Annotated in this window: 19 protein-coding genes; 4 read left to right on the forward strand and 15 right to left on the reverse strand. The window is 60.6% G+C overall.

Annotated features, from left to right (window positions below; translation table 11 throughout):
- Window positions 1-6 precede the first annotated feature (6 nt).
- Genes ACTG1P_RS11440 through ACTG1P_RS11455 form a run of 4 tightly spaced genes read right to left on the reverse strand, consistent with a single transcriptional unit; the run spans window position 7 to window position 2,432 of the window.
- Complete coding sequence (locus ACTG1P_RS11440) at window positions 7-336, reverse strand: SctD/MshK family protein (protein WP_440001327.1); 330 nt, start codon at window positions 334-336, stop codon at window positions 7-9.
- On the reverse strand, window positions 329-976 hold the full coding sequence (locus ACTG1P_RS11445; protein ID WP_421338719.1) for an MSHA biogenesis protein MshJ: 648 nt from the start codon (window positions 974-976) through the stop codon (window positions 329-331). The genes ACTG1P_RS11440 and ACTG1P_RS11445 overlap by 8 nt, the downstream gene beginning before the upstream one ends.
- Window positions 976-1,569, reverse strand: coding sequence for a PilN domain-containing protein (locus tag ACTG1P_RS11450; protein WP_005348605.1), 594 nt, complete (start codon window positions 1,567-1,569; stop codon window positions 976-978). Before ACTG1P_RS11450 ends, ACTG1P_RS11445 begins: the two co-directional genes overlap by 1 nt.
- Window positions 1,569-2,432, reverse strand: coding sequence for a hypothetical protein (locus tag ACTG1P_RS11455; RefSeq protein ID WP_005340015.1), 864 nt, complete (start codon window positions 2,430-2,432; stop codon window positions 1,569-1,571). The genes ACTG1P_RS11450 and ACTG1P_RS11455 overlap by 1 nt, the downstream gene beginning before the upstream one ends.
- 85 nt (window positions 2,433-2,517) lie before the next feature.
- Here ACTG1P_RS11455 and ACTG1P_RS11460 point away from each other — a divergent pair, with 85 nt between their 5' ends.
- Complete coding sequence (locus ACTG1P_RS11460; RefSeq protein WP_440002301.1) at window positions 2,518-3,441, forward strand: 1-aminocyclopropane-1-carboxylate deaminase/D-cysteine desulfhydrase; 924 nt, start codon at window positions 2,518-2,520, stop codon at window positions 3,439-3,441.
- Window positions 3,442-3,505: 64 nt separating this feature from the next.
- On the opposite strand, the gene ACTG1P_RS11465 is transcribed toward ACTG1P_RS11460, so the two are convergent.
- A complete protein-coding gene (locus tag ACTG1P_RS11465) occupies window positions 3,506-5,434 on the reverse strand; it encodes an EAL domain-containing protein (RefSeq protein WP_278169767.1) in 1,929 nt (642 codons plus the stop codon).
- Window positions 5,435-5,883: 449 nt separating this feature from the next.
- Here ACTG1P_RS11465 and ACTG1P_RS11470 point away from each other — a divergent pair, with 449 nt between their 5' ends.
- The 3 genes from ACTG1P_RS11470 (at window position 5,884) to ACTG1P_RS11480 (ending at window position 8,879) form a co-directional block, all read left to right on the forward strand.
- Window positions 5,884-6,078, forward strand: a complete 195-nt coding sequence (locus ACTG1P_RS11470; RefSeq protein ID WP_278174336.1) for a hypothetical protein — start codon at window positions 5,884-5,886, stop codon at window positions 6,076-6,078.
- 28 nt (window positions 6,079-6,106) lie between these two features.
- The gene (locus tag ACTG1P_RS11475; protein WP_440002302.1) at window positions 6,107-7,471 is read left to right on the forward strand and encodes an EAL domain-containing protein; all 1,365 of its coding nucleotides are present in this window, start codon (window positions 6,107-6,109) and stop codon (window positions 7,469-7,471) included.
- Window positions 7,472-7,781: 310 nt separating this feature from the next.
- Window positions 7,782-8,879 carry a calcium:proton antiporter gene (locus ACTG1P_RS11480; protein ID WP_440001328.1) on the forward strand — a complete coding sequence of 366 codons (1,098 nt, stop codon included), beginning with the start codon at window positions 7,782-7,784 and terminating at the stop codon, window positions 8,877-8,879.
- Between the two features lie 143 nt (window positions 8,880-9,022).
- On the opposite strand, the gene hutH is transcribed toward ACTG1P_RS11480, so the two are convergent.
- From hutH to ftsY, 10 genes are all read right to left on the reverse strand, one after another.
- Window positions 9,023-10,555: a histidine ammonia-lyase gene (hutH, locus tag ACTG1P_RS11485; RefSeq protein WP_440001329.1), complete on the reverse strand. Its 1,533-nt coding sequence runs from the start codon at window positions 10,553-10,555 to the stop codon at window positions 9,023-9,025.
- Between the two features lie 4 nt (window positions 10,556-10,559).
- Complete coding sequence (hutU, locus tag ACTG1P_RS11490; RefSeq protein WP_440001330.1) at window positions 10,560-12,269, reverse strand: urocanate hydratase; 1,710 nt, start codon at window positions 12,267-12,269, stop codon at window positions 10,560-10,562.
- Window positions 12,270-12,322: 53 nt separating this feature from the next.
- Window positions 12,323-13,261 carry a formimidoylglutamase gene (gene hutG, locus ACTG1P_RS11495; protein WP_440001331.1) on the reverse strand — a complete coding sequence of 313 codons (939 nt, stop codon included), beginning with the start codon at window positions 13,259-13,261 and terminating at the stop codon, window positions 12,323-12,325.
- Entirely contained in the window at window positions 13,254-14,489 is a 1,236-nt protein-coding gene (gene hutI / locus ACTG1P_RS11500) for an imidazolonepropionase (RefSeq protein ID WP_440001332.1), read from the reverse strand. Before hutI ends, hutG begins: the two co-directional genes overlap by 8 nt.
- 155 nt (window positions 14,490-14,644) lie before the next feature.
- Window positions 14,645-15,349 carry a histidine utilization repressor gene (gene hutC / locus ACTG1P_RS11505; RefSeq protein WP_026035093.1) on the reverse strand — a complete coding sequence of 235 codons (705 nt, stop codon included), beginning with the start codon at window positions 15,347-15,349 and terminating at the stop codon, window positions 14,645-14,647.
- Between the two features lie 11 nt (window positions 15,350-15,360).
- Window positions 15,361-16,020 carry a carbonate dehydratase gene (can, locus tag ACTG1P_RS11510; protein WP_042076162.1) on the reverse strand — a complete coding sequence of 220 codons (660 nt, stop codon included), beginning with the start codon at window positions 16,018-16,020 and terminating at the stop codon, window positions 15,361-15,363.
- Window positions 16,021-16,145: 125 nt separating this feature from the next.
- Window positions 16,146-17,000, reverse strand: coding sequence for an RNA polymerase sigma factor RpoH (gene rpoH / locus ACTG1P_RS11515; protein WP_005339997.1), 855 nt, complete (start codon window positions 16,998-17,000; stop codon window positions 16,146-16,148).
- Between the two features lie 451 nt (window positions 17,001-17,451).
- Window positions 17,452-18,405 carry a permease-like cell division protein FtsX gene (gene ftsX, locus ACTG1P_RS11520; RefSeq protein ID WP_005339996.1) on the reverse strand — a complete coding sequence of 318 codons (954 nt, stop codon included), beginning with the start codon at window positions 18,403-18,405 and terminating at the stop codon, window positions 17,452-17,454.
- A complete protein-coding gene (gene ftsE, locus ACTG1P_RS11525; RefSeq protein ID WP_005339995.1) occupies window positions 18,405-19,073 on the reverse strand; it encodes a cell division ATP-binding protein FtsE in 669 nt (222 codons plus the stop codon). Before ftsE ends, ftsX begins: the two co-directional genes overlap by 1 nt.
- Before the next feature lie 89 nt (window positions 19,074-19,162).
- Entirely contained in the window at window positions 19,163-21,007 is a 1,845-nt protein-coding gene (ftsY, locus tag ACTG1P_RS11530; protein ID WP_440001333.1) for a signal recognition particle-docking protein FtsY, read from the reverse strand.
- Window positions 21,008-21,097: the final 90 nt, after the last annotated feature.

Raw genomic sequence — 21,097 nt, forward strand, 5'->3', positions numbered from 1 at the left:
CACGACTCAAACCCGGATCTTGCTGGCAAACAGTGTTACCGCATGGCGTTTTCCCGCCTTTTCCAGCACCACAGCATCGGCATTGATGGCCACCAGCGTATAGCCGTCCACCTGTTGCCCGACCCGATAACTCTTGCCATTGAGTACCGCCAGTGCCGGGCCATTACCCAACACGACACTCTGCAGCTTCGGCAAACCGGCGCTGCTCTCGCCGGTCGCACGGGCGCCAACCGCCACATCCGCCAGCGGCGCGGTGGGATCCTGCAATACCTCGACCTGCTGTGCCTGTACCAGCAAGCTGAACAGGCAACAGCACAACGCAAATACTCTAGCCACGGATAAACTCCTTGCTGGTACTCAGGGTGTAGATCTCCATCTCCACCACCGCGCCGGGATAGGCTTTGACCTGATAATCGAACTGCTTCCAGTAAAAGTGGCGCGGCAAGGCTTCCAGCGCTTTAAGATATTGATACACATCGAAATAGCCGCCTTCAAGCTGAAGCCGGATACCATGCTTGTAGAGATTGACCTTCTGCTCTCCCGCCATCAGCGGGGTCGGCTCCAGCGAACTGAGGGCCAGCATGTGAAGGTTGGCGGAGCGGGAGAGCAGCGCCTCCAGCACCAGCGGCATCTCGTGCGCCGGGATCAGATCGACGGTCTGGGCCTTGAGCTCATCGTCGATCCGGGCCAGATCCGCCTCGACCTGTGCCAGCTGGTCGCGAACTCCCTGATTGGGATCCCGCTTGAGCCGGGCCTGTTTGCCGAGGTTTTCCAGCTCCATGATCTCGAGGTCGCGCTCGGCGGCGCTCAGGGCCATACGGTCCTGCTGCAGACGGGTATCGGCGCCATCGAGCCAGCCGTAAATGCCGGCCGCGCCCAGCAGTACCAGGCCGGTCAGCAGGATCAACACCCGCTCCCGCTGGCTCAACACGGCGATACGCTGGCTCCATGCCTGCCATTGTGCTTTCAGGTTCATCAGGGTTTCTCCCGCGCAATGCCGCTCAACTGGAAGGTCAGACGCCCCTCCTTGTCACGGCCGAGGGTCAGTTCACCAAACTCCTTGCCCACCAGACTCGGGGTCTGCTTGAAGCGGTTGACCCAGGCCGGCACATCCTGACTGCGTCCAGCAAAGCCGGAGAGGTTGATCCGCCCTTCGTTGATCTCGATGCGCTGCAACGAGAGGTTGCTGTTGCGAATGCGGGAGAGATCCGCCATCACGCTGGCATAGCCCTGGGATTTTTGCAGGGTCAGGCTGCCCAATTGGCGCATCAGCCCCTGCTTGGCCGTCAGCTCATCCTGCTTGTTGACCAGTTGCTGTTGCAGCCGGGGATCCGCCTGATGGCGCGCCAGCTCGGCATCGAGCCGCTGCGCCTCGCTGCGCTTGAGCTCCAGCTCGGCAGAGCGCTGCGCCAGGGCCCGGCTGACCTGCTGCTGCTGCCAGCTGTAACCGACACCCGTCAACAGGATCAGCAGCAGCGCAAAGCCCCATACCAGCGCCATCTGATTGAGGCTGGCCCACTGCCGCTTGGGGCGAAACTCGGCGCCATAGAGGTTTATCTGACGTTTCATCACGCATCCTCCCCGATGGCGGCGGCATAGGCCGAGAGGTATTCGACGCCGGCCAGCACCGCTTTATTGGCCATGGCGGAAACAGCGAAACCAAAGGTCTGCTCCATGTGGCGCACCAGGGTACCGATAAATGGCGAGGCGACGGCAAACTGCATCTGCCCCAGCTCGGGCAATTTCAGCTGGCCCGCCAGATAGTCGAGGGAGCGCTGGATCTCCAGCGCCAGTGAATCGAGCAGCATGCTGTCCGGCTCATGTTCGCCAGTCAGGCTGGTAAAACCGCGCAACTGGCGGGAGAAGCAGAGGCCGCCCTGATGGAAGACCAGCAGTTGCAGATCCTGCCCCTTGGGCTGCCACAGCAGCATGCGCACCGTCTCATCCGCGTCATAGAGAGAGGTGAGCGCCAATTCGTCGCTGATGATGGATTGCAGGGTGGCGATGCCGTTGATGGCATCGGCCAGCTGTTGCACCCGGCTCTTGGGCAGGCAGATCACATTGATGCGCGGACGACCGGCAGGCGGAGTGGGCAAGTCCACATAATCCATCGCCAGTTGCAGCACGGGTTCGCTGACATAGTCCTTGATGGCCCAGGGGAGCGCCCCCGCCATTTCGGCGTCAGGCACGGCAGGCTTGTCGATCTGGATCTGTTGATAAAGGCTGGCGGCGAGGGCCACCCGCACCGTAGACTTGGCCAGCCCATGACGGCTGAACAACTCGTTCATGGCCACAGCCCACTCCTGTGGGCCGTTGATGGTGCGCGTCGCGAAGACGGGGGGATTGCCCACCGCAGCCAGCATGATCCTGTCATTGGCCAGCAAGAGCCCGACCTGGCGGCTTGGCGTCGACCGTCTGAACAGTTGTTTCATGTAAGCCCGCCCATCAATATTGATTAAATGTATGAAATATTAACATAAACAGCAGATTAGCCTCCATATAAAAGACGGACTCACCATTGCAAGCCAGCCTTTCCGCCGAGTCAGAGGGTCAAGCCACCCTCCCTTCCCCCTGCAACGCCTCCACCATCCGTTGCTGACCCGCTATGGCGTCGAGCTGTGGTGCAAGCGGGATGACCTGATCCATCCGGCCATCTCCGGCAACAAGTGGCGCAAACTCAAGTACCACCTGCTGCATGCCAAAGAGCATGGCAAACGGCACCTGCTCTCGTTTGGCGGCGCCTACTCCAATCATATCCACGCGCTGGCGGCTGCGGGGTGCCAATCTGGTCTTCGTACTACCGGTATCATACGGGGCGAGTATGACGCCGTCAGTAACTCTACCCTACGGGATGCCCGGCGCTGGGGCATGGATCTCGTTTTTGTCGACCGCCAGAGTTACCGGCGACGGCAGGATCCCGACTGGCTGGCCCAATTCGATGCACCCGATACCCTGATCGTGCCGGAAGGGGGCAGTAGCCCGCTGGCCATCCCCGGCGTGGCAGAACTGGTCGGCGAAGTGCCCTTCTCGCCGGATCTCTGGGTACTGCCCTGCGCCAGCGGCGGCACTCTGGCGGGCCTGATCGCTGGCAAACGGGATCGGGAGCAGATCCTCGCCATTGCGGTACTGAAAGGGGGCGGCTTTATCGCTGACGAGGTGTGCCGCCTCCACCCCGCAGCCGCCAGCATTCCCGGTTGGCGCATCGCGCTCGAGCACCACGACGGTGGCTACGCCAAATTCAGCCCGGCCCTCTGGCAGTGGGTACAGGATTTCAGCGCCGACACCGGCCTGCCGCTGGAGCCCATCTACAGTGGCAAGGCGATGTGGGGGCTGTTTCGCGAGCTGGCGGCGGGCCGCATCGCCCCCGGCAGCAAGATCGTCTTTATCCACACCGGCGGCATGCAGGGGCTGGCCGGACTGCGGGAGCAGGGGCGGCTGTGAGCCCCACCTGACGGCAACCGCAAACAACAGAGGGTCGCCCCAAGGCGACCCTCTGTTGTTTATCTCACGCGCCAGCCTGTTCCGGCACCAGCCGCTGGGGTTCGGCAAACCAGGGCCCCTGCCCGGCATGCACCCCGAGGTGGCGCAGCATCTTCCACTCGTCGCCACTCTCCACCCCCACCGCCAGCACCCGGGTGCGGGTATTGGCGCAGCCGCCTACCAGACTGCGGACCGCCATCTGGTTGACCTGACGGGCGTGGATCTCCCGCACCAGGCTGGGGTGCAGCTTGAGGAAGTTAATCTCGAACTCCTTGATGTACTGGGTGCTCACCACATCCTGACCGGCATGATCGATGGCCAGCTGACAGCCGAGCATCCGCAGGGAACGCAGCGGCCGCTTGAGTGCCTCGAAGTGACGGGTCACCTGGGATTCGGAGAGTTGCAGGATCAGCCGCTCGTTGGTGCTGCGCGGCAGCTGGAACAGGGCGAAGAAGAGCCAGCGCTGGAACTCGCGGTTAAGCAGGCTCTGGGCACTGAGGGTCAGGCTGATGGGGCAGCTCTGCTCGGAGCGCTGGCGCAGCAGGGTGAGGGTCTGCTCCGCCACCAACCGATCCAGTTGCAGCAACAAGCCCACCTTCTCCGCCATCGGCATGAAAATACCCGCCTGCAGGGCACGCCCCTGCTCGTCGTGCAGATAGGTGAGCAACTCCTGCTGCAGCACCACCTGCCCCCGATCCTGCTGGATCGGCTGGGTATAAAATTCGATGCCGTGCTCTTCGAGACGGCGGCTGATCAGGGTTCGCCAGCGTACTGTCCCCTTGCTGCTCTGCTCCTCATCCAGCTGCTTCTCGTAGAGGAACCAGCCGTTGTGCCCCTGCAGCCGGGCGCTCTTGAGGGCCAGCTCCGCCTCCTCTTGCACCTTGAGCAGGCTATCTTCTGCCTGATAACAGACGGCGCCAAGATAGACCGCCGTGTCGGGATTGATCTCCTGCGGCCAGTGCAGCCGTTGCAGGCTCTTGAGCAGCTGGCTGGCGCTATCCACCATCTCGCTCTCGGACATATTGGGCAGCAACACCGCAAAGACCTGACCGGCGTAGCGGGCCTGCAGGGCGCCGTTATGCTTGCGCACGAAGGCACCTATGGTGGCGCTCGCCTCCATCATCAAATCGTGCCCCAACAACTCGAACTGATCGGCCTCCAGCTCCTCCAGACAGGCGAGATCGATCAGCAGCACGCCGCCGCTCATCACGCTCGCCTCCATGATGGCGCTCTCCAGCCGGTTGTCGAAAAACAGCCGGTTACCGATGCCGGTCATCTTGTCGACGAAGGCGTTGCTGCGAATGAAGTTGTCGAAGCGGCTGCGCTCCTTGCGGGCATCCGCCAGCTCGGCGAGCAGATGATCGAGGGCCTGACTGGCGGCCACCGGCCACTCTTCGGCGGGGTCATGACTCAGTTTGGAGAGTTTGTCATCGAGGATCAGCTGGGCGCGAATGCCCAGCAGCTCGGCCCCGCGCAGCTGCTGGCGTAGCCAGCGGATGGAGTACCAGAGACCGAACACCACGATAAAAATGCCCAGCGAGATGCCGGACATCGCCTTGATGGAGTATTCCGCCTCCTTGAAGGGGCGCTCCAGTTTGAAGTTGGCCTGCATGCCGGCCTGATGGGGCAGCGGGTGGCTGTATGGCACCAGCAGCTGTTCGTCGACCGGATTGCGCACATCGCGGAACCAGTAGACCCGCTGGTTATTCTGGCGCACCTCCAGCTCTACCACATGGGCAGCCCGCAGCAGGGTAGGCAGCCAGTGGCTCATATCTTCCATGTCGTGAGCAACATCGAGCTGCTTGTCGATCACTTCGACCAGCGCATCGACCTTCTTTTGCTGCAACTCCATGCCCAGCTCGCGAAAGCTGAACACCCCGCCAATCAGCACGGTCGCCATGGCTGCGATCACGCAAAGGGTGATAAATGAGACAAGCTGTGTAGTGAGTTTCATGCGCCTTTCCGTATGCCCGGCATCATCCATGTCGCCTCATGGTAGCAGCGGCGATCGGGCCACAGCTATGGATGAAGATCCCGCTTCTGCAATTTAAGCGGGCAAGCATAACCCAAAGCAGAGGGAGAACACCAAGGATGACGGGCTACAGACGCGGGAAAGGGCGGGATGACAGACAGAAAAATGGTCCCTCAAAGGGGACCAAAAGGAACACTCATATCAAAACTAACACTCTGTGCTACTGACAAAAAACAGATACAGGAGTATTGAACACACGGTGAGTCAAACCGCAGGGCTACTCTAATGCAGTTCGGATAAGCTGGGCAATTGTCATTTATGACAGGTCAGCGATTGAATCTAGCCAAAGTTAATAATAAAAACATTTAAAATCATGTAGTTAAAAAATCAATCAACAAGTATGACAAGTCGGACTCAAATTGATTGCACTAATGCTCTATGATGGCTCAGCCCATTTGCATCCGATTACCACGATGGTGGTTTATGCTGAAAATATTCAAGACGCCCTCTTTCTGGGTGACGCTATTGCTGCTTGGCGCGCCTATCGTATTGAGTCAGGTATTGGCACCCTTGTTGGCCACCCCGCTTTCACGCTATTTGCTGGAACAGAAGAAGTGGGAAATTGAAGCCGCGATGAGCGCTCGCAGCAAAGAGCTGACCGATAGTATCACGGCTCAACTCGCCGGATTTACGTTCGATTGCGGCCCTCAAGATATGGCGCTGCTTCGCAATTATCGCTTTTATAACAGCCATATCCGGGTTCAGGGCATCAAACTAGGCTCTGGCGGTGGTTGCTCAAGCTTGGGTCCGGATATCCCGCTAAACCTTGATAAACCGCTTTCCGAGCTAAAGGAAAAGCAAACAGGACTGGTTGCCACAGCAGCAAGATTCAATACAGAACAAGAGATGGTGGCTTATTACCGGGTCGGTAATAACACCGTATATTGGGTGCTCAATAACTGGAGTAATACCTGGTTAATGACCCCCTGTGCCTACTGCTTTTACATTGAATTTCGCCAGGATCAGCGTGACGTACAAGCCGTTGTGTTCCCCCGTGGCAATAGTGCCATCAAATCCGAGAGCAGCAGTCACAGCCTGACCTTTACACAACCATTCACAGGCATTGTACAAACCCTGTGGGCAGGCACTGAGCTGGAAAAGTATGCTGCCCAACTGACCCATCAGTATGGGAAATGGGTCGGCGCCGTGCTGGGGCTCCTGTTTGCCAGCGTCTACTGGCTGCTGCGCAGCTACCGGCGATCCCTGAAGGGGATGCTGCAAACGGGGTTGGCCAAGCGGGAATTTGTGCCTTTTTACCAGCCTGTGGTGAACAGCCAAACTCGACAGGTGGTCGGCTTTGAGGCCCTGCTGCGCTGGCAACGAGGCAATGAATTGATTCCGCCCGGCTCCTTTATCGAGTACGCAGAGGAGCAGGGGCTGATCCTGCCGATGACCGAGCAGTTACTGGAGCAAGTGATCAGCGACCTGCCACTGCTGGCGCCGGAGCAGTGGGTCAGCGTCAATCTGGTGGCAGCCCATATCGAGCACCCCTTGCTGCGCAACCTGCTCCATCACAACCACAACCCCTCCCCCGCCCAACTCACCTTCGAGTTGACCGAGCGCAAGCCGATCCTCGACATCAAGGCGGCCACCGAGGAGATCTCATTGCTGCAGCAGATGGGTTATCACTTCAAGCTGGATGATTTCGGTACCGGCTACGGTGGCTTTGCCTACCTGCAGAGCCTGGGGATCCGTCAGATCAAGATCGACAAGATGTTCGTCGATACCATCGGCACCAACGACCTCAAGCGCAGCGTACTGGACGCCATCATCGTCTTTGGTCGGGAATCGGGCATGGAGATGATCGCCGAAGGGGTCGAGAGTCAGCTCCAGGTCGACTATCTGAGCCAGCACGGCGTCTATCTAATACAGGGCTACTTCTTCGGCAAGCCCATGCCACTGAAGATGCTGTCTCTCTGGCAACGGGAGTGGCAACAGCAATACCGCAAGGCCAGCTGACGCAGACATTACAGGATCTGACCGCGACACAACTTGGCAAGCTGATCGATATCCCCAAGCCGGTGCTGGCTGTGCTGATAGCCCAGCCCGGCCATCAGGCGGGTACAGCCCCCTGCAGACCACACACCGGTTCCGTCGTGAAATCGAACCGCCTCCTTCCCCCCCCCTTATTTACATTCAGCAACAAAATGATCTGCCCTGACGGGGATAACAGCCTTTATCATAAGGAGCCGGTTATCGTGCAATCGATAACTGCGCAACCTGTTTATGTCGCCCGGTCGTCCAGACCCCCAACAGAGAACCATTGCCTATGAAGACAGTTATCCGGCAAGAGATTGCCCTGCCCGTCGGCCTGCTGACCCTGCTCTTTTTCAAGACGCTCGGCAGCGACCTGCTGACAGAGACAACTCCGCTCGGGATCTATCTTCCGGTATCGGCGGCACTACTGGCCATCGTCACCTGGGCCATCTTCTCGGTGGTGCGCCACTCCGATGCCCTCGCCATCAAGCTGGGCGAGCCCTTCGGCACCCTGATCCTCACCCTCTCGGTCATCTCGCTGGAGGTGGTGATGATCTCCTCGGTGATGCTGACCGGCGAGCCCAACCCCACCATGGCCCGCGATACCATGTTTGCGGTAGTGATGCTGGTGAGTACCGGTCTGGTGGGCTTCACCCTGCTGTTTGGCGGCTGGCGCTACCACACCCAGAGCTTCAATCTGGACGGAGTGAAATCCTATCTGGTGGCCATCATCCCGCTGACCCTGCTCTGTCTGGTGCTGCCCAACTTCACGGAGGGTGGCGCAATCGGCAGTATGTCGCGCGCCATGTCGTGGATGTTGATCATCATCTCGATCCTGCTCTACGGGGTCTTTCTGCTCATCCAGACCCGCAGCCACAGCCACTTCTTCGTCGACAGCGATCACGAGGATTACGAGGAGCACCACGGCCCGCTGCAGAGCAACGTCTATCACACCATCCTGCTGCTCGCCTACCTGCTGGTGGTAATCCTGCTGGCCAAGACCCTGGCCATCCCCATCAACTACGGGGTGCATGTCATGGACGCGCCCGCCGCACTGGGCGGCTTTATCGTGGCCTGCATCGTGCTGGCCCCCGAAGCAGTCGGCGCCATCAAGGCCGCCTTCAACAACCAGCTGCAGCGGGCAATGAACCTCTACTTCGGCTCTGTGCTGGCCACCATCGCCCTCACCGTGCCTGCCGTGCTCTTTATCGGCTCCATGCTGGATCAGGAGGTGCGCCTCGGCCTCTCCCCTGCCGATATGGTGCTGCTGGTCACGACCTTGATGGTCTGTAAAGTAACCTTCAGCAGCGGCCGCACCAATGTGCTCCATGGTGCGACCCATCTGGTGTTGTTTGTGGTCTATCTGTTCCTGATGTTCGAGCACGAATAACCGCGTTCAACCAACGTCAGAGACGCAAAGACCGCCCGATGGGCGGTCTTTTGTTATCGGCTCCCGGACCTCACCGGCGCCAGTGAAGCGGCTTCCCCCTCATCCCCAACCCTTTTCCCGCCAGGGGAGAAGGGTGCTCAGGTTCACAGGCTGGGCAGCACCCCGGCCGGGATCAGGTCGTTGTAGCTGGCACGGCCCAGCAGGGCGGCAGCCGCTTCGATATCCGGCGCGAAGTACCTGTCTTTGTCGTAGAAGCTCACCTCTGCCCGCAGTCGCCCCTTGGCCAGCTCGATCAGCTCGGTACTGCGCAGCGGCGCGCGGAAATCGAGCCCCTGTGCCGCCGCCAGCAGTTCGACCGCCAGAATGCCACGGGTGTTCTCGGCCATATCGGCAAGCCGGCGGCCAGCGAAGGTCGCCATGGAGACGTGATCCTCCTGATTGGCCGACGTAGGCAGGCTGTCCACCGAGGCGGGATGGGCCAGGGTCTTGTTCTCGGAGGCCAGCGCAGCCGAGGTGACCTGAGCGATCATAAAGCCCGAATTCACCCCGCCGTTATTGACCAGAAACGCCGGCAGACCGGACATCCGAGAGTCGATCAGCAGAGCCATACGCCGCTCTGAAAGTGAGCCGATTTCGGCGATGGCCAGCGCCAGATTATCGGCGGCGAAGGCAACAGGTTCTGCGTGGAAGTTGCCGCCGGAGAGGATGTCTTCATCCTCGGCAAACACCAGCGGGTTGTCGGAGACCGCGTTGGCCTCGCACACCAGCACCTCGGCTGCCTGGCGGATCTGGGTCAGGCAAGCCCCCATCACCTGTGGCTGGCAGCGCAATGAGTAGGGATCTTGCACCTTCTCGCAGTTGTGATGGGACATGCCGATCTCGCTGCCATCCACCAGCAGGTGGCGATAGCAGGCGGCCGCATCGATCTGGCCACGCTGACCGCGCACCGCGTGGATGCGAGCATCAAACGGCCGACGGCTGCCGAGCGCAGCCTCCACACTCATGGCACCTATGGTGATGGCACCTGCGTAGAGATCCTCGGCGTGGAACAAGCCTTCCAGCGCGAAGGCGGTGCTCGCCTGGGTGCCGTTTAGCAGCGCCAATCCTTCTTTGGGTGCCAGCGCGATAGGCTCGAGCCCGGCAATTTTCAGCGCCGTGGCGGCGTCGATCAGCTCGCCCTTGTGACGGGCCTTGCCCTCCCCGATCAGCAGGCAGCTCATATGAGCAAGCGGCGCCAGATCGCCGGAGGCGCCGACGGAGCCCTTCTTCGGTACTACCGGATAGACTTCGGCGTTGATGAGGGTCATCAGGGCCTCCAGCACAGTCAAGCGGATGCCGGAGAAGCCCCGCGCCAGCGAGTTGAGTTTGAGCACCATCATCAGCCGCACGGTGGCGTCATCCATGTACTCGCCAATCCCTGCCGCGTGGGAAAGCACGATGGAGCGCTGCAGCTCGTCCAGCTGCTCCACCGGAATGCGGGTGTTGGCCAGCAAACCAAAACCGGTGTTGATGCCATACACCACCCGGTTCTGCTCGATCACCTTGGTAACCACCGCAGCGGAGGCGTGGATCGCCGGCAACGCGGCCGGATCCAGTGAAACATGTACCGGCTCGCGACTGACGCGGCGCAGGGTGGCAAGATCCAGCTCGCCCGGGGTAATAGTCAATTCAAACATGGTGTTACACCTTTCCTTTGACACCGTTGACGCCGTCAATCATCGGCAGGTCCAGTTTCGCCTCGTGGGCACAGTTGATGGCAATCTCGTAGCCCGCATCGGCGTGACGCATAACCCCGGTGGCCGGGTCGTTGCGCAGCACCCGACCGATGCGGCGAGCCGCGTCATCGGAGCCATCACAGACGATCACCACGCCGGAGTGCTGGGAGAAGCCCATGCCGACCCCGCCGCCGTGGTGCAGGGAAACCCAGGTCGCGCCACCAGCGGTGTTGAGCAGGGCGTTGAGCAGCGGCCAGTCGGAGACGGCATCGGAGCCATCCATCATCGACTCGGTCTCGCGGTTCGGGCTCGCCACCGAGCCGGAATCCAGATGGTCGCGGCCGATGACGATGGGGGCTTTCAGCTCGCCGTTTTTCACCATCTCGTTGAAGGCCAGACCGAGGCGTACCCGATCCTTGACCCCGACCCAGCAGATCCGCGCCGGCAGCCCCTGAAACGCGATGCGCTCGCGGGCCATGTCGAGCCAGTTGTGCAGGTGAGGATCATCGGGGATCAGCTCTTTCACCTTCTGATCGGTCTTGTAGATATCTTCCGGATCGCCGGAAAGGGCAACCCAGCGGAACGGGCCAATCCCCTCGCAGAACAGCGGGCGAATGTAGGCGGGGACGAAGCCGGGGAAGTCGAAGGCGTTTTTCACCCCCTCCTCAAGCGCCATCTGACGGATGTTGTTGCCGTAATCCAGAGTCGCCGCGCCGCGCTCTTGCAGGGTCAGCATCGCCTCCACCTGACGGGCCATGGAACGACGAGCGGCCAGATTCACCTCCTGCGGGGCACTCTGTTGCAGCTCGCGCCACTTGGCAACGCTCCAGCCCTGCGGCAGGTAGCCGTGCACCGGGTCGTGGGCGGAGGTCTGGTCGGTCACCACGTCAGGGGTGATGCCACGAGCAACCAGCTCGGCGAACACGTCGGCGGCGTTGCCGAGCAGACCGACGGAGACGGCGCTGCCGCTCTGTTTGGCCTCTTCGATCATGGCCAGCGCCTCATCCAGAGTGTGAGCCTTCTTGTCCACATAACGGGTGCGCAGACGAAAATCGATGCGGGTCTCGTCGCACTCCACGGCGATCATCGAGAAACCGGCCATGGTCGCAGCCAGCGGCTGGGCACCGCCCATGCCGCCAAGACCACCGGTCAGGATCCAGCGGCCCGCAGGCGAGCCGTTGAAGTGCTGGTTGGCCACCGCGAAGAAGGTCTCGTAGGTGCCCTGCACGATCCCCTGGGTGCCGATGTAGATCCACGAACCCGCAGTCATCTGGCCGTACATCATCAAGCCCTTCTTATCGAGCTCGTTGAAGTGCTCCCAGTTGGCCCAGTGCGGCACCAGATTGGAGTTGGCGATCAGCACCCGCGGCGCATCCTTGTGGGTCTGGAACACCCCGACCGGCTTGCCGGATTGCACCAGCAGGGTCTGATCCTCCTCGAGCCGGGTCAGCACCTCAACGATCTTGTCAAAGCAGGCCCAGTTGCGGGCGGCGCGACCGATGCCGCCATAGACCACCAGCGACTGGGGATGCTCGGCCACCTCAGGATCCAGGTTGTTCATCAGCATCCGCAGCGGCGCTTCGGTGAGCCAGCTCTTGGCGGTCAATTCGGTGCCGCGCGGGGCACGGATCACGCGGTTAGGATCATGACGGGGATCCTGCTGTTGCACAGACATACACACTCCTTGTTGTATCAATAGGGTGCCTTCGGCGACGGGCGGCCAAAGGGTTAACGGGTCAACAGATGAACCAGCCGCGCGGCCACGCGGGCACTGCGGTTATCCTGATCCAGCGTCGGGTTGTACTCGGCCAGATCGGCAAGCCTGAGCTTGCCGCTGGCCCGGATATGGGCGATCAGCGGTTCGATCACCGCCAGCTCCACGCCGCGAGCGGCGGGGGCACTCACTCCCGGCATCAGGTTGCCGGGCAGCACGTCGAGATCGATGGTCAGATAGAGGTGATCACAATCGGCGATAAAGGCGTCCAGCCCGCTTAGCAAGGCTGGCAACCCGATCTGGGTCATCGCCTCATCCAGCACATGCCACACACCCAGCGCCTTGGCACGGGCAAACAGGGCTTGGGTATTGGCAGTCTCGGCTACCCCGAGGCAGGCGTAGTGAAACGGCGTACCCTGAGCGGCGCACTGCTCGGCAATCTGGAAGAAGGGGGTGCCGGAGCTCGCCAGCTCCTGCTTCATGCGCAGGTCGAAGTGGGCGTCGAAATTGATGATCCCGACCCGACCCTCGCCACCAAGATGACGGTTGAGGCCGCTCCAACTGCCGAAGGCCACCTCGTGACCGCCCCCCAGCACCAGCGGGAAGTGGCCCAGTTCGAGCGCAGCAGCGACCCGCTCGGCCAGACGGCCGTGGGCGGCATCGAGATCCCCATCGGTACAGCTCACATCCCCGCCATCATAGACGGGTCGATTCAGGTGCCAGGCGGTATTGGCCAGCAGCTTGCGCACCGCCAGCGGCGCTCCGGCGGCACCGACACGCCCCTTGTTGCGGCGCACCCCTTCATCGCAGGCAAAACCAAGCAGCACCACGCCGGGCTCGCTGTCGGCTTGCCAGGGCTGCACCTTGTCGTGCCAGCGCAGGGCCAACTCACCATCTTCCGGATCCTGTCGTCCCTGCCAGAGCGACATGTCGACCGGGTTGAACTTATCCATGGAGGGTCTCCTCACCGTTGAAGATGCGGCCTGCCAGCTGATCGACGCCGACCATGTAGCTCAACTCGGCCGGATGGGCGCAGTGCCAGATCAGGAAATCGGCCGCCATCCCCACCCTAAGCTGGCCAAGGCGCTCCTGCTCGCCAAGCGCTTTGGCGGCGTGGCGGGTCACCCCGACCATCGTCTCCACAGGAGTCAGACCAAACAGGGTGCAGGCCATGTTCATCGCCATCCGCAGCGAGACGATGGGGGCTGTGCCCGGGTTGATGTCGGAGGAGACCGCCATCGCCACCCCCGCCTTGCGCAGGGTGGCAACCGGCGGCAGCTTGGTCTCTTTGAGGAAGTAGAAGGCGGTGGGCAGCAGGGTGGCGACCACGCCACGGTGGGCCAGCGCCAGGATCCCTTCCGGATCCAGATACTCCAGATGGTCCACCGAGAGGGCGCCAAAGTTGGCAGCGAGCATGCTGCCACCGAGATTGGAGAGCTGATCCATATGCCCCTTCACCGGCAGGCCGTATTGATCCGCCGCCAGATAGACCTGCTCGGTCTGGGCCAGCGAAAAGCCGATGTGCTCGCAGAAGACATCTACCGCATCGGCCAGACCCGCCTCGGCGGCGGCCGGGATGATCTCCTGACAGATGGTCTCGACCCAGCTGTCGGGATCATCGCGATACTCCGGCGGCACCGCATGGGCCGCCAGCAGAGTGGTCTTGACCCGGACCGGCAGCACCTCTCCCAGTCGGCGGGCCACCCGCAGCATTTTGAGTTCATCATCCAGCGTCAGGCCGTAGCCGGACTTGATCTCCACAGTGGTGACACCCTCGCGGATCAGGGATTTCACCCTCGGCAACGCCAGCTCGAACAGTTGCTCTTCGCTGGCGGCACGGGTGGCACGCACCGTGCTAATGATGCCACCGCCCCGACGGGCGATCTCGGCATAGGGCACCCCCTGCTGACGCAGCTCGAACTCTTCGGCACGGCTGCCGGCGAAGACCAGATGAGTGTGACAATCGATAAGGCCGGGGGTGACCAGCTTGCCCCGCATATCCTGCCAGTGAGCGGGATACGACCCCTTCAGTTCGGCCATCGGCACCAGCGCGTGGATCTTGCCATCCTTCACGCCGATGGCGTGGAGCGGCAGCAGGCCGTAGTCGGCCAGCTCATCATTCAGGGTAGCGGGCGTCACGTTGAGCCAGACCCGCTCGCAGTTCAACAGTTCCTTGTTCATAGCGACCTCAAATGTATATACATATTCTTATAGTCGATCTCTATGACAAAAGAAAGAGCGGCGTTCACATCCTGATAACAGCATCAAAATTAGAGTTTAAGCACAAAAAAGCCCACCAGGAGGTGGGCTTTGCAAAAATCGATTTGTATAGACATTCACTCCAGCTGAGTCTTGGAGCTGAGCTTGTAGCGGGAACCGGGGGAGAGCAAACGGGCATAGGAGACCAGATGCCCCTCAGACCAGGTACGCCGGTGCAACAACAGGCAGGGGGAATCTACGCGGATCTGCAACAATCCCGCCTCACCGGCGCTGGGCAACACGGCTTCCACCACGTGCTCCATCTCGGAGAGGGGGCAGACATCCATCAGATAGCGGTTGGGGGTCTGTTGGGTAAAATCCTGCTCGCCATAGCCTGGCAGGCGCCCGGCATCGACGAAGCGTTCCTCCAATTGCAACGGCTCCCCATCGGCCTGATGGACGATCAGACTGTGAAAGATGGGGGCGCCAACCCGCAGCCCCAGTTGTACCGCCACCTTCTCGTCGGCAGCCAGTCGCTGTAGCCGAATCACCCGGGCGCTGTACTCGCTGCCACGCTCGGCGATCTCGTCGGCAATATTGCGAATAGCCAGCAACGGCGACTCGGTACGCCGGTCCGCCACGAAGCTGCCGGAACCGGCGGTACGCACCAGCCAACCTTCAGCCACCAGCTCCCGCAGCGCCCGGTTGACCGTCATCCGGCTCACGGTGAACTGCTCGCACAGGGCAGCTTCGGTCGGGATCCTGTCCCCCGCCTGATAGTGGCGTTCGCGGATCCCGTCCAGAATATGCTGTTTGATCTGCAGATAGAGGGCTGGCGCCACCATGAAGCTCCCTAGCGCCGACGGTGGGGCGGACGCATGTCCGGCCAGGCGCGATAGACATCGGGGATCTGATCCGGGCCGCTGATGCAGAGATCGAGATCATGCAGCAAGCCATCCTTGATCCCGTAGATCCAGCCATGCACCGCCAGCTCCTGCCCCTTGCGCCAGGCGTTCTGGATAATGGTGGTATGGCAGACGTTGGCGACCTGCTCGGCCACGTTCAGCTCGCACAGGTAGTCGAAGCGCTCATGCTCATCCTCGATGGCCTCGAGCTCTTCACCATATTTGAAGTAGACATCCTTGATGTTGCGCAGCCAGTTGTCGATGAGCCCCAGCTCCTGGTTCTGCATCGCGGCCTTGACGCCACCGCAACCGTAGTGACCGCAGACGATGATGTGCTTCACCTTGAGCACTTCTACCGCGTATTGCAACACGGAGAGGCAGTTGAAATCGGTATGTACCACCAGATTGGCGACGTTGCGGTGGACGAAGACATCCCCCGGCAGCAAGCCCATCAGCTGGTTGGCGGGAACCCGGCTGTCGGAACAACCGATCCAGAGGTATTCGGGGGCCTGCTGGGCAGAAAGAGTGGCAAAGAAATTGGGATCTTCGGCTTTGATCCGTTCGGCCCACTCACGGTTGTTGGTAAACAGGTCGTTCAACAGTTTCACTTCTGCTCTCCCTAATGTGGCAGTGGCGGCAACATAACACACTCAAGGGTAACCAAAGCAAGGCCGACCAGATCCTTGCGAAACAAAAACAGGGCCATCAGGCCCTGTTTTTATGAGAGGAAGCATCAGGCTTCCATGGCATCTTTCAGCTTCTTGAGTGCGTTTTTCTCAAGCTGACGCACACGCTCGGCAGAGACGCCGTAGGTATCGGCCAGCTCCTGCAGAGTGGTCTTGCTGTCATCATCGAGCCAGCGGGCGCGGATGATGTGCTGGCTGCGCTCATCCAGGGTGGCGAGGGCCGAGCTCAGGCGACGGGTCGCGTGATCGTCCCAGTTGTCGTTCTCGATGGTCGCGGCCAGATCGGAGGATTTGTCCTCCAGATAGTGAACCGGAGCGAAACCGCCCTCTTCTTCATCATCACCCACCAGATCGAACGCCTGATCGTAGTTGGCCATCCGCGCTTCCATTTCGGTCACGTCAGCGGCAGAGACGCCGAGATCGGCCGCCACGGCCTGAACCTCTTCGTGGTTCAGCCAGCCCAGACGTTTTTTGGATTTGCGCAGGTTAAAGAAGAGCTTGCGCTGGGCCTTGGTGGTCGCCACCTTGACCATACGCCAGTTGCGCAGGACATATTCGTGGATTTCGGCCTTGATCCAGTGCACGGCAAAGGAGACCAGACGCACGCCGACCGTCGGGTCGAAGCGCTTGACCGCCTTCATCAGGCCGATGTTGCCTTCCTGAACCAGATCGGCCTGAGGCAGGCCGTAACCGGCATAACTCTTGGCGACATGAACGACAAAGCGCAGGTGCGACATAACCAGCTGACGGGCAGCCTCGAGATCGCCATCCTGCTGCAAACGCTCAGCCAGTTCACGCTCTTCCTCTGCGCTCAGCACAGGAATAGAGTTTACTGCCTGGATATAGCCTTCCAGACTACCTTGCGGAATCAGAGCCATAGTGCGCTGCAATGAAGTTCCCATCTGTTACCTCTTACTTTTCAATCGAATCAGTCTAACACCCTGAGAGGGTCTGTCTACTGACCGGATGCCATTCTGCGGCGTGTATCAAAGAACATGCCCAGTTTTAGACCGGCTTATCTTAAGCCTGCAGGATGAATCATGAATGAACAGTCAAAAAAAGGGGGTCACAATGAAGGACCCCCGAAAAGTAGCATGCTAAGTCCATTGTTGCGGAGCTCGCAACCTTCACATGCTTGCCAAGTCTGACGAGCAAGGCAGAGGGGCCACACCCGTATAAATGCTTCAGCTTTAATAGACTGCTTATAAATCAGAAGGTTCACTGGATCTAGCGAAGATCCGGAAGATCATTGTTATTCAGAATACTCTGACTATGGGGGCCAAGCCAGAAACGGCCCCTCTTTTACTTGATCCGCCTCTCAAAATCCAGCGATTTACTTTGATGACAAAGTAATCAGGATGGTTCGATGTCGCGAATGTGGCGATGGACCGAGAACCAGGAGGCAATCAGCCCCAGCAGGGCGCCCAGCAAGATCAGATTGATCCCGTCTACCGCCCCCATGCCAACCAGCCGGAAGTTACTGTTATACAAGCCCGCCAGCTCCTTCACCACCCCTTCGCTCCAGATCACCATCACTTCGGTCAGCCACCAGGCCAGCATGCCGCCGATCACTCCGAACCAGATACCTGTATAGAGGAAGGGGCGATGAATGAAGGAGTCGGTCGCTCCCACCAGCTTGAGCACTTCAATCTCGGAACGCTGGTTGAGGATGTTGAGACGCAAGGTATTGCCAACGATCAGCAACACGGCGGAGAGCAGCAGCACCGCGATACCGGTAATGGTGTGGCGCAGCAGGTTCATGATCCCCTGCAGCCGGGTCAGCCACTGCAGATCCAGCTTGCCCTGTTCGACCCCCACCTCATTATTGAGCTTGCTGAGCAGCTCGGCGGCCCCTTCAGGGTTCTGCCAACGCGGGTCAGGAATGACGCTCAGCACAGGCGGCAGCGGGTTGCTGTCCAGATAATCGAGGGCATCGCCGAAGCCGGAGATCTCGCGAAACTCCCGCAACGCATCGTCACGGCTCAGGTAGGTGACCGAATCCACCTCGGGATAGAGCAGGATCCTGTGTTGCAGATCGAGAATGCTCTGCTCCGGCAGATCCTTGCGCAGGTAAAGGGAGATCTGGGAACTGCTCTGCCAGCTCCCCTCCACCACCTCGGCATTTTTCAGCAGCACGTGGAAGCAGGATGGCAGTGCCAGGCTGACGCCAAGCACCGCAAGCGTCATCAGAGAGGCGAGCGGATTGCGCCACAGCTCCCCGAGACTAGCAAACGCCTGCCGCACATGATCAACCCCGTACATCATCAGACGACGCAGCGGCGGTTGTTTATGACGAACGATAGCCATCAGAGCTCCTCCCCGGCCGAATACATGCGACCCGCCTTGAGGGTCAGGGTGCGATAGCGCATGCGCGCGATCAGCCCCAGATCATGGGTGGCAATCAGTACCGAGACCCCAAAATTGTTGAACTCCTGAAATAACCGCATGATATCCATGGAGAGCTGGGGATCCAGGTTGCCGGTCGGTTCATCCGCAAGCAGCAGCGGCGGCTTGTTGACGATGGCACGGGCGATGCCGACCCGCTGCTGCTCACCACCGGAGAGCATGCGCGGCTGGTAACGCTCCTTGCCGAGCAGCCCCACCTTGTCCAGCGCCGCCGCCACGCGCTTGTTGATGTCTGCATGGCTGTAACCATCAATCACCAGCGGCAGCGCCACGTTGTCGAACACGGTGCGGTCCATCAGCAGGCGGTGATCCTGAAAGATCATCCCGATCTGGCGGCGAACATAGGGGATCTGGCTGCGCTGGATATGGCTGACATCATCACCATGAAAGAAGACGCGACCATCGGTCGGACGCTCCATCACGCTGATCAGTTTGAGGAGGGTACTCTTGCCCGCCCCCGAGTGCCCGGTCAGAAAGGCCATCTCTCCCTTGCGCAGGTGAAAGCTGACCTTTTGCAGCGCCTGATGGCCGCCGCTGTATACCTTGCTGACCTTGTCAAAACGAATCATAACGGTTCCCTGAAATTGACAAACCCCGACCGGAGTCGGGGCATGGAACACTTACTCATCACGGCTGAGCTGACTCATCGCGGCCGGACTTATTCATCGCGGCTAAAGAGCGCCTCGATGAAATCGTTAGCAACAAAGGGACGCAGATCGTCGATCCCCTCGCCCACCCCGATGTAGCGGATCGGGATCTGGAACTTGTCGGCCACCGCGAAGATGACGCCGCCCTTGGCCGTGCCATCCAGCTTGGTGAGGGTGATGCCGGTCAGGCCAACCGCCTCGCTGAACAGCTTGGCCTGGCTCAGGGCGTTCTGGCCGGTGCCGGCGTCCAGCGTCAGCATGATCTCGTGGGGCGCCTCTTCATCCAGCTTCTTCATCACCCGCACCACCTTCTTGAGCTCTTCCATCAGGTTGCTCTTGTTCTGCAGGCGACCGGCGGTGTCGGCGATCAGCACATCAGCCCCGCGGGAGCGGGCGGCCTCGATGGCGTCATAAATGACGGAAGCGGAGTCGGCACCGGTATGCTGGGCAATCACCGGAATGTTGTTGCGCTGACCCCAAACTTGCAGCTGTTCGACCGCAGCGGCACGGAAGGTGTCACCCGCCGCCAGCATTACGCTCTTGCCTTCAGCCTGGAACTGTTTGGCCAGCTTGCCGATGGTTGTGGTCTTGCCGACGCCGTTTACGCCGACCATCAGGATCACGTAAGGCTTCTTGCTGGTGTCGATCACCAGCGGCTGCTCGACCTTGGCCAGCATCTCGCCCATATCCTGCTTGAGCAGGCCATAGAGCGCCTCCGCATCCTTGAGCTGCTTGCGATCTGCGTGCTGCACCAGCCCTTCGATGATGCGGGTGGTGGTATCCACGCCGAGATCAGCGGTCAGCAGCTGGGTTTCCAGCTCTTCAAACAGCTCATCGTCGATCTTCTTGCCACGGAACAGGCCGAAGAAACCGGAGCCGATATTCTCCTTGGTGCGCACCAGACTGCGCTTGAGGCGAGCAAAGAAGCCCTCCCGCTGCGGTTTGTCCTGGGTGTCGTCGTCTACCTTGGCGGCCAGCGGCAGAGCAGCCAGTGCGGCGGCCTCAGCCTCCATCGCGGCGACCAGGCGCATATCTTCCGCTCGCTGTGCCTCTTTGGCGATACGGGCTTCTTCCGCAGCCTGAGCTTCAGCGGCAATGCGAGCCTCCTCCGCAGCGCGAGCCTCGGCAGCAATACGAGCCTCTTCCGCAGCGCGAGCCTCGGCAGCAATGCGAGCTTCTTCCGCAGCACGGGCTTCGGCAGCAATACGAGCCTCTTCCGCAGCGCGGGCTTCGGCGGCGATACGAGCCTCTTCCGCGGCGCGGGCTTCGGCGGCAATGCGAGATTCTTCCGCGGCGCGAGCTTCGGCGGCGATGCGGGCCTCTTCCGCAGCGCGGGCTTCAGCAGCAATACGAACCTCTTCCGCCGCACGGGCTTCAGCAGCAATACGAGCCTCTTCCGCCGCACGGGCTTCGGCGGCAATACGCGCCTCTTCCGCAACGTGAGCGTCAGCAGCAATGCGAGCCTCTTCTGCGGCTTTAACCTCGGCGGCAACACGGGCAGCTTCGGCAGCTTGCGCCTCTGCGGCGGCACGCTCCTCTTCTGCCATCAGGGATTCGTTGACGATCACCGGCTCCAGATCGGAGGCGCACTCCTCCACCACCAGCGGGCCATGACCATCCAGCTCGGTTGGCGGGCAGCAATCGTCGTGCAAAACGGGATTCTGTGCGCTGGCAGGCACTTCGGGGGCAACAGCCGGCGTACTATCGGAAACAGTGGTATCGGAAACGGGAGCGGGGGTAGCTGTGACCTCGGGCTCAACGGTAACGGGGGTGGCTTGGGGTGTCTGTGGTTGGACAGCCTCAGCCTCTTCTTTCTTGCGGCCGAAACCCAGCCAGGAAAACAAACCTTTTGCCATCTAAAAATACTCACATCAAAGGCTGACTGCTAAGATAGCCGTCCCTTGGCGGGTCGGCATAAAAATGAACCGCCTTATACTACCACTTTA

This window comes from Aeromonas sp. 11P (assembly GCF_051920165.1).
In the GTDB taxonomy this organism is placed as follows: Bacteria; Pseudomonadota; Gammaproteobacteria; order Enterobacterales; family Aeromonadaceae; genus Aeromonas; species Aeromonas veronii.